The organism is Allobosea sp. P4_E12 (genome assembly GCF_056401655.1).
The window spans coordinates 21314-29201 of sequence record NZ_JBFUIY010000050.1 but is presented as its reverse complement, the minus strand read 5'-3'; the positions used below and the strand labels follow the sequence as shown (position 1 = coordinate 29201).

Genomic DNA, 7888 nt, shown 5'->3' with positions numbered 1-7888 from the left:
GGATCTGATGGCATGGTGTGGCGGTCTTCGTACTGACCACGGACAGAAGCATGATCCTGGCGACGAGATATCGTTCAGAGGGACTTGACGATCAAAGGCCCATTACAGAAGGCCTTATTGATAAACACCTGCTGGACCTGCGCATGGAGGTGCGCCTCGGGCTCCTCGACGAGGACGAGATGCAGTGGCTCGATCACGGCGGCGGGATTAGTGCTCGCAGCCTTACCTACACGCATCCACGAATCCCGGAAGCTCATCAATCGGAAGATCATCGAGATGAGGTTCTGATAGCCGAGCCCATTGTTGTTCTCGGGCAGGCGGAGCACCGGCACCGCCGCCTCTCCCTCCGCCGGCTTCACGTCGACCACGAAGGTCACCGCTGAGGAGTGGTTGAGGCCGTCGATCGCCTTGAGCCGCGTCGACACCTTCGGCTTGGGGTCGGTGACGCCGGGATAGCCCATGCCCTCGACTTCGCTGAACGCCGCTTCAAAGCTCTCGGTGAGCTTCTGATCGAACGCGTCCTGCGCTGCTTCGATTGCCTGCAACGCCCCCAAATCCTTGACGTTCGGCCCCTTTGTTGGATCGAGGTGCTTGGAGTAATAGCTGCGCAGCTGATCAGAAAGCCGACTGCCAGGCGATCCGGCCGGCGCCTCCTCGTCATCGTCACGCGGCACTTCTTCGCCGAAACCGCGCTGCGCCGGAATATCGTGAATTCGCACCAGCCCCATTAGCGGTTCGCCATCGAGGCTGAGCGAGGCGGCCGGGAGTGATTGCGGGCGCGCTTGGCCATTCAGCGGTGTCTGGACTTGTGCTGGGTCGAGGGTGAATGCGCGGATAATGAAGCTCTTGGACAGCCGCCGGCTCAAGTAATCGACGAGCGTCGACGGCCATATCGTGAGCTTGGGCTCGGGTATCTCTTGACCCTCGGCCGCGATCTTCTCGGCGTGCGCCTGCTTCGCGGCAGCGCGCAACGCCTCGGCATCGGCGACCGCGGCCAGGAAATCCCTGTAGAGGTCGCTGAGATTGGTCGGCTCGTAACGGAGCCGCACGCCGAGCAGCCCGCCTTCCCAATCAAGCGTCGGAATCAGGTCGCGAACGTGATGCATCTCCCCGGCGTCTACGTCGAGCCAGAGATCTAGTGTGGGGAGCAGCGGCAGCCACGGCTCAAGCGTAAGCTCGACCATCTCATTGGCCCGCTTCGCATCGACCCAACTCTGGCCGATGCGATCGATCGCCGGCCAATGACACAGCGTAACATCGTGAACCTCAAATGGGCAGCGTCGCGGTACGAGGAAGCGCCGCAAGGCCAGCATTGCTGAACTCTTACCGCTGTTGTTGGCGCCAACGAACAGAGTCTGCTTCTCGGCGAGGTCGACACGTACGGATAGCAGCTTACGAAAGTTAGCTATCTCGACAAACCCGATAAGCACGTCGCCCCCCCCAGAATAGGCATCACTAGTACTCCGCCCCATACTTGTTCTTGCCGCGCAAGGGCAAAATCAAAACGGATAGGAAAACTGCCCTCAACCTTTGATCGTAGCCCGAGTACGAGCGAGACCAGGCAAGACACTTCCAATCGAATCCGGGAGCGTTTCTCCAGTCCGGTAATCCCGACCTGACGCGCCCCAGCACCCCAAGTCTCACCCGCTGAACACCGACCTCTCCGCAAATCCCGTATGCCGCCGCATCATCCGGCCCACCACCCGGTCGCGCGAGATGCGGATGTGGCGTGCCACCGCCTCGCGGGCCGCGGCTGCGTCCCGGCGGGCCAGCGCCTCGATGATCTCGTCATGGTCGTGGCGGACCTCTTCGCCGTCTTCGGCCGCGCCGAGATCGGCGAAGAGCAGGCGCTGCATCTCGTCCATGGTCTGGCCGATGCCGCGCAGGAGGCGGGCGTTGTCGGCGATGGTGGCGATCGCCTCGTGAAAATCCTGATTGGCGCGCATGAAGGCGCGGTAGCTCGCCTGGTCGCCGATGCGCAGCTCGACGGAAGATAGCCGGCGCATCATCGCGACATGGCTGTCGGTGATGCGCGGGGCGGCGAGTTCGGCCGCTGCGCATTCGAGGATCAGGCGCATCTGGATCAGCTCGTGGAAATCGCGGAGCGAAAGCTCGGTGACGCTGTAGCCGCGGCGCGGAATGACGCGGACCAGCCCGTCCTGCCTGAGCCGCGACAGGGCCTCGCGCAAGGGCGAGGTGCTGACCTTGAAGCGCGCGACGAGATCGGATTCGTTGAAGACCGCACCTTGCGCGATCTCCCCAAAAATGATCGCGGCGCGGAGCTCCTGATAGACGCGCTCGGCCAGCGAGAGCTTGGCATCCTGTCCTGCTTCGGCCTTGGCCGGCATTGTTCTTAGCCCTTCGTGAAAAGGGTCGCGGCGCCTGATGCGCCGCGACCGCTCCCTGCCCTATTGGTCGGCGGGTTCGGCAGGCCCCGTCAAGCCCGGCGCCCGGCGAAGAAGCGCTGGACGACGACGAGGATGATGAGGGCAGCGAGCGCCTCGACAAGCGCAACCGCAATCAGGCCGGGCGCGATCTGGCCCGTCGCGTCCTTCAGCAGGCCAAGGCCATAGGGGGCGAGGAAGCCGCCGAGATTGCCGAAGGAGTTGATGATCGCGATGCCGGCGGCGGCAGCGGTGCCGGCGAAGAGCCGGTTGGGCAGCTGCCAGAACACCGGGATCGCGCCATAGGCCCCGGCGAGCGCCAGCGAAAACAGCACGACGACCATCTGCGGCGAGCCGTGCAGGGCGAAGGCGACGCCGGCCAGGCCGAGCGCGCCGACGATCAGCGAGCCGACGCATTGCAGGAGCGGGCGGCCCGTCCGGTCGGCCATCAGGCCGTTGCCGATCATCACCGCCGAGCCGACGAGCGAGGCACCCGAGACCAGCCAGCCAATGGTCGCGACATGGCCGAATCCGGCCTCGCGCATGATGGTCGGGCCCCAGAAGGCGACGGTGGCGTTGGCAACGATGATGCAGAAATAGACCAGCGTGAAGATCCAGAGCCGCGGATCACGCAGCACCGTCGACAGGCCATGCTCGCGCGGGCCGAGCGCCCTTGCATCGCGCTCGAGATCATCACGCACGGCACTGCGCTCAGCATCCGAGAGCCAATGCGCCTGCTCCAGCCGGTCGGTGAGCCAGGCCAGCGCAAAGAGCCCGATCAGGATCGTCGGAATGCCTTCGACGATGAACAGCCATTGCCAGCCGGACAGGCCGCCCATGCCCTGCATCCCGGTCATGATCTGCCCGGCGAGCGGGCCGCCGATGACGCCGGACAGGGCGACCGACGACATGAAGATGCCAAAAACCTTGGCCCGGCGCTCGCTCGGGAACCATTGCGTCAGGAACAGGATGACGCCCGGAAAGAACCCTGCCTCGAAGGCGCCGAGCAGGAAGCGCAGGATGTAGAAGGTTGCGGGCGTCGTCGCATAGGACATCAGCGCGCAGATCGTGCCCCAGCCGATGGCGATGCGGGCGATGGTCTTGCGTGCGCCGATGCGTTGCAGCAGCAGGTTGCTCGGCACTTCGAACAGGAGATAGCCGATATAGAAGATGCCGGCGCCGAGCCCGTAGACGGCCTCGGAGAAGCGCAGCTCGTCGGCCATCTGCAGCTTGGCGAAGCTGATATTCACGCGGTCGACCCAGGCCAGCACCCAGAGAACCATCAGGATCGGGATCAGGCGCCAGAAGATCCGGCGATAGGCAGTGTCGAGCAGCGTGTCCGTCGCGCGGGCGGCCGCCCCCGGTAGCGATGTGTCGGTCATGTCAGAATCCCCTCGGCGGCCTTCGGCAGCATGAGCGATGTCGTGGCCGGATTTGTGATGCATCAATAAAACATCATAAATAAATCGCGGCTGTCAACAGGCACACCTGAGGCCATGACGACGCCGATCCGTTGAACGTACCCTCCCCCGTGATCCCAGCACGGGCCTCTTGACCGCCGGCACAAACTGCGAGCAGTAATTGAAACATCACAAAAACATCTAAGGGATGACCATGTCCATTCTGACGCTCGGCGCTGCCGGAGATATCGTGGTCCGCGAGCGGCTCTATGCCGGCGATGCGCTCATCGATGAGGGCTATGGCGAGACGCTGGCCTATCTCCGGCAGAGCGATCTGGTCTGGGGCTCCTGCGAGGTGCAGTTCGCCGATCACGGCTACAGGAGCGATGCGCCGATCGCCTATCTCGTCGACCCGACGGTGGCCGCCGATCTCGGCCGGGCCGGGTTCGGCCTGATGACGGTCGCGACGAATCACACCTGCGATTTCGGACCCCAGGCCTTCCTGGAGACACTGCGCCACCTGCAAGCGGCCGGCGTCGAGACGGTCGGCGGCGGCAAGGACCTCGCGGCCTCGCTCGTGCCGGACCGGCGCGTGATCAATGGCTGCAGGCTCGGCACCATCGCGGTCTCCTGCCTGCTGCCGCCGGATTATGCGGCAACGGAGACCCGGCCGGGCATCGCGCCGCTCGCGATCGAGCAATGGCCGGAAATCCACCCGGTCCTGCTCGCGACCGAGCCCGGCGCACCGATGCGAATGCGCAGCCGGGTCCGCGAGAGCGATCTCGCACGGCTACGCGGGCAGATCGCAAGCTTGCGGCCTCATGTCGACGTGCTGATCGTCAGCGTGCATTGGGGCTATGGCCGCGGCGACCCGCTGGCCGAATACCAGCGCCCGCTGGGACAGGCCCTGATCGATGCCGGCGCCGACATGGTGCTCGGCAACCACGCCCATAGCCCCGCCGGCGTCGAGACCTATCGGGGCAAGCCGATCCTCTACAGCCTCGGCAACCACATCGCCCAGCAGGACTGGGACAATGCCACGCCCGACCAGAAGGCGATCTTCTCGCAGATCGATCCCTGGTCGCTGGTCTGCCGCATCGGCATCGGCCAGGGCGGCGTCGAGACGATCGAATTCCGCGCGACCGAGTGCAACAGAAGCGGGATGCCGGTGCTGATCCAGGAGCCGACCCGCGCCCTGCCCGTACTCGACCGCTTCGACCGGCTGTCACGCGGCATGGGTACGGAAAGCGAGATCGAGGGCTTGAGCCTGACGACCCGCTTCACGGGCTGACCGGCCCCAGAGCGCGCCTTGGCTTTACAGCAAGGCGCGCTCGTCGCGCCCCAACAGGCGGAAGGCGAGATAGATCGCCCCGGCGCTGAGCACGAGCAGGATCGTCGAGAGCGAGGCGGCCGTGCCGTAATCGCCATCATTGATCGCGATGTAGATCTTGACCGGCATGGTGATGGTGCCGCCGACATAGAGCACGAGCGACGAGGAGAGTTCGTTCACCGCCGTGACGAAGGAGAGCATCGCGCCGGCGATGATGCCGGGCAGGATCAGCGGGATGGTGACGCGCAAAAAGGCCTGGACCGGGCTGTAGCCGAGCGAGATCGCCGCCTCCTCCATGCTCGGCCCGACCTGCCGCAGCGCGGCGGCCGAGGAGCGCACCGCATAGGGCAAGCGCCGGATGAAGACGGAGAGGATGATGATCGCCGCCGTGCCGGTCATCACCAGCGGTGGCGTGTTGAAGGCGGCGATGAAGGCGACGCCGACGACGATGCCGGGCATGACATAGGGCACCATCAAGGTCGCATCGAGCAGCGAGGTCTGGGCGGTGTTGCGCCGCGCGACCAGGCAGCCGATCAGCGTGCCGATGACCACGATCAGCAGCACGGAGGCGCCGGAGAACAGCAGCGAATTCCACACGACATCGCCGAGTGTGGCGACGATGCGGCGGTAGCTGTCGAGGCCGAAGCCCGGCTGGAACACCGGCCCGTTCGTCTTCCTGACCGAATAGATCGCCGCGAGGATCGCCGGCATCGCGCCGCCGAGCGCGATGAAATAGACCGCGGCATGGGCCGCGACATTGGCAAAGCCGCGCAGCCTGATCTTCTCCGGACGGTTGATCAGGTTGCTGTGATAGACGTTTTTCCGCGACATGAAGCGCTGGATGAAGACGAAGACCATCGACATCAGGATCAGCGCCAGGCTGAGCGTCGTCGCCATGCCGAGATTGGAGCCGATCTCGGCGGAATAGGCGGTATAGGCCTCGGTCGCCAGCACATTGAAGCCACGCCCGAGCAGCCGCGGCGTGCCGAAATCGGCGATGGCATGGATCAGCGCCAAGAGCCCGCCGGCCGAGAGCGCCGGCAGGACCAGCGGGAACGAGATCTTCAGCACGCGCTGGAACGGCGTCAGCCCGAGATTCTCCGCCGCCTCCTCCAGCGAGCGGTTGACATTGGCGAGCGCGCCCGAGGTCAGCAGGTAGACATACGGATAGAACTTGAAGGCGAAGACGATGAGGATGCCCCAGACGCCGTAGATCGGCGGCATGAAGACGCCCCAGGACATCAGCGTCTGGCGTACGATGCCGCCCGAGCCGAACAGCACGATCCAGGAATAGGCGCCGATAAAGGGCGGCGAGACCAAGGCCAGGATCGCCAGCATCGAGACGAAGCGGCCGCCCGCGATCTCGATGCGCGCCATGCAGAAGGCCATGACCGAGCCGAGCAGCAATGCACCCGCCAAGCCGCCGAAACCGATGATCAAGGTGTTGATGAAGGCGTTGAAATAGCGCGTGCTGCCGAACAGCCTTTGCCAGTTGGCGAGCGTCAGCACCCCGCTCTCGTCGCGGAAGCTGGAGACCAGGACGAGGCCAAGCGGGATCAGCAGCAGGACGATCAGGATCGCCCAGGCCCCGACCGCGACCAGCGTCCAGAAATCCGGACGCCAGCTGCGGCGCGTGGCTGAAACGGCGATGGCGCTCATGCCGTAAGCTCCGCCGGGACACGCCGTCCCTTCGCGTCGAAGCCATGGAGATCGGCCGGGTCGAAGCTCAGGCGGATCTGCCGGCCGGCCTCGATCGCGAGATCGGGCGGCGGCGCGCCGATCTGCGCGACGAGCCGGTGCCCCTTCGCCTGGACGGTGAGATGCGCCTCACGGCCGAGATAGGAGAAATGCTCGACCGTTCCGGCGATGCTGGCGGCGCCGTTTCCACTTCCCCCTTCGCTAGCCCCCGCCTCGGCGAGGCGCAGGCGCTCCGGCCGCAACGCCCATTGCGCCACGTCCTTCACCTCCGGCAGGCCGAAGGCGGCGGGCGCGAGCAGGTTCATCGTCCCGACGAAGGAGGCGACGAAACGCGTCGCCGGCTTCCCGTAGATCTGCTGCGGCGTGCCGATCTGCTCGACGCAGCCATGGTCCATCACGCAGATCCGGTCGGAAATGGCGAGCGCCTCCTCCTGGTCATGCGTCACATAGATCGCGGCGATGCCGATCGTGCGCTGGATGGCGCGGATCTCGTCGCGCAGGTCGAGCCGGAGCTTGGCGTCGAGATTGGAGAGCGGCTCGTCCATCAGGAGCAGGCGCGGCTTCACCACCATCGCCCGGGCAATGCCGATGCGCTGCTGCTGGCCGCCCGACAGTGCGGCCGGCAGGCGCTCGGCAAGCGCCGCCAGCCGGACGGTCGCCAGCGCCTCGGCGACGCGCTCGCGGATCTCGGAGGCCGCGACCTTGCGGGCTTTCAGGCCGAAGGCGACGTTCTCGGCGACCGTCAGATGCGGGAAGATCGCATAATCCTGGAAGACCATGCCGATATCGCGCTTGTGCGGCGGCACCGAAAGCAGGTCGTGGCCGGCGAGATGCACCCTGCCCTCGGTGAGCTGCGAGAAACCCGCGATCGAGCGCAGCAAGGTGGTCTTGCCGCAGCCCGATGGGCCGAGCAGCGTGAAGAACTCGCCCTTCGCGACCGAGAAGGACACGCCGTTCAACGCCGTCGTGGCCCCGTAGCGCTTGATCGCGCCGTCGACTGTCAGATACGCCATGCCGGCAAAGCACTCCCGTCCCTTCCCTAGTTGCGCATGGCCGCGATTGGACGGCAAGATGGA

At 65.4% G+C, this 7888-nt stretch carries 6 protein-coding genes; 1 reads left to right on the top strand and 5 read right to left on the bottom strand.

Annotated elements, in window-relative coordinates; translation table 11 throughout:
• Window positions 1-74: 74 nt before the first annotated feature.
• From AC1DW9_RS33265 to AC1DW9_RS33255, 3 genes are all read right to left on the bottom strand, one after another.
• Window positions 75-1430: an AAA family ATPase gene (locus AC1DW9_RS33265; RefSeq protein ID WP_476777231.1), complete on the bottom strand. Its 1356-nt coding sequence runs from the start codon at window positions 1428-1430 to the stop codon at window positions 75-77.
• Between the two features lie 210 nt (window positions 1431-1640).
• Window positions 1641-2348, bottom strand: a complete 708-nt coding sequence (locus AC1DW9_RS33260) for a GntR family transcriptional regulator (RefSeq protein ID WP_476777230.1) — start codon at window positions 2346-2348, stop codon at window positions 1641-1643.
• 89 nt (window positions 2349-2437) lie between these two features.
• On the bottom strand, window positions 2438-3766 hold the full coding sequence (locus AC1DW9_RS33255) for an MFS transporter (RefSeq protein WP_476777229.1): 1329 nt from the start codon (window positions 3764-3766) through the stop codon (window positions 2438-2440).
• Window positions 3767-3998: 232 nt separating this feature from the next.
• Here AC1DW9_RS33255 and AC1DW9_RS33250 point away from each other — a divergent pair, with 232 nt between their 5' ends.
• Complete coding sequence (locus tag AC1DW9_RS33250; RefSeq protein WP_476777228.1) at window positions 3999-5075, top strand: CapA family protein; 1077 nt, start codon at window positions 3999-4001, stop codon at window positions 5073-5075.
• A 24-nt stretch (window positions 5076-5099) separates the two neighbouring features.
• Here AC1DW9_RS33250 and AC1DW9_RS33245 read toward each other — a convergent pair whose 3' ends face one another.
• Entirely contained in the window at window positions 5100-6773 is a 1674-nt protein-coding gene (locus AC1DW9_RS33245; RefSeq protein ID WP_476777227.1) for an ABC transporter permease, read from the bottom strand.
• Entirely contained in the window at window positions 6770-7825 is a 1056-nt protein-coding gene (locus AC1DW9_RS33240; protein ID WP_476777226.1) for an ABC transporter ATP-binding protein, read from the bottom strand. Before AC1DW9_RS33240 ends, AC1DW9_RS33245 begins: the two co-directional genes overlap by 4 nt.
• Window positions 7826-7888 lie beyond the last annotated feature (63 nt).

What these genes read in the sequence shown, in the direction of transcription:
- AC1DW9_RS33260 (WP_476777230.1), bottom strand. Translation starts at nt 2,348, where the DNA reads ATGCCGGCCAAGGCCGAAGCAGGACAGGATGCCAAGCTCTCGCTGGCC.
- AC1DW9_RS33255 (WP_476777229.1), bottom strand. Translation starts at nt 3,766, where the DNA reads ATGACCGACACATCGCTACCGGGGGCGGCCGCCCGCGCGACGGACACG.
- AC1DW9_RS33250 (WP_476777228.1), top strand. Translation starts at nt 3,999, where the DNA reads ATGTCCATTCTGACGCTCGGCGCTGCCGGAGATATCGTGGTCCGCGAG.
- AC1DW9_RS33245 (WP_476777227.1), bottom strand. Translation starts at nt 6,773, where the DNA reads ATGAGCGCCATCGCCGTTTCAGCCACGCGCCGCAGCTGGCGTCCGGAT.
- AC1DW9_RS33240 (WP_476777226.1), bottom strand. Translation starts at nt 7,825, where the DNA reads ATGGCGTATCTGACAGTCGACGGCGCGATCAAGCGCTACGGGGCCACG.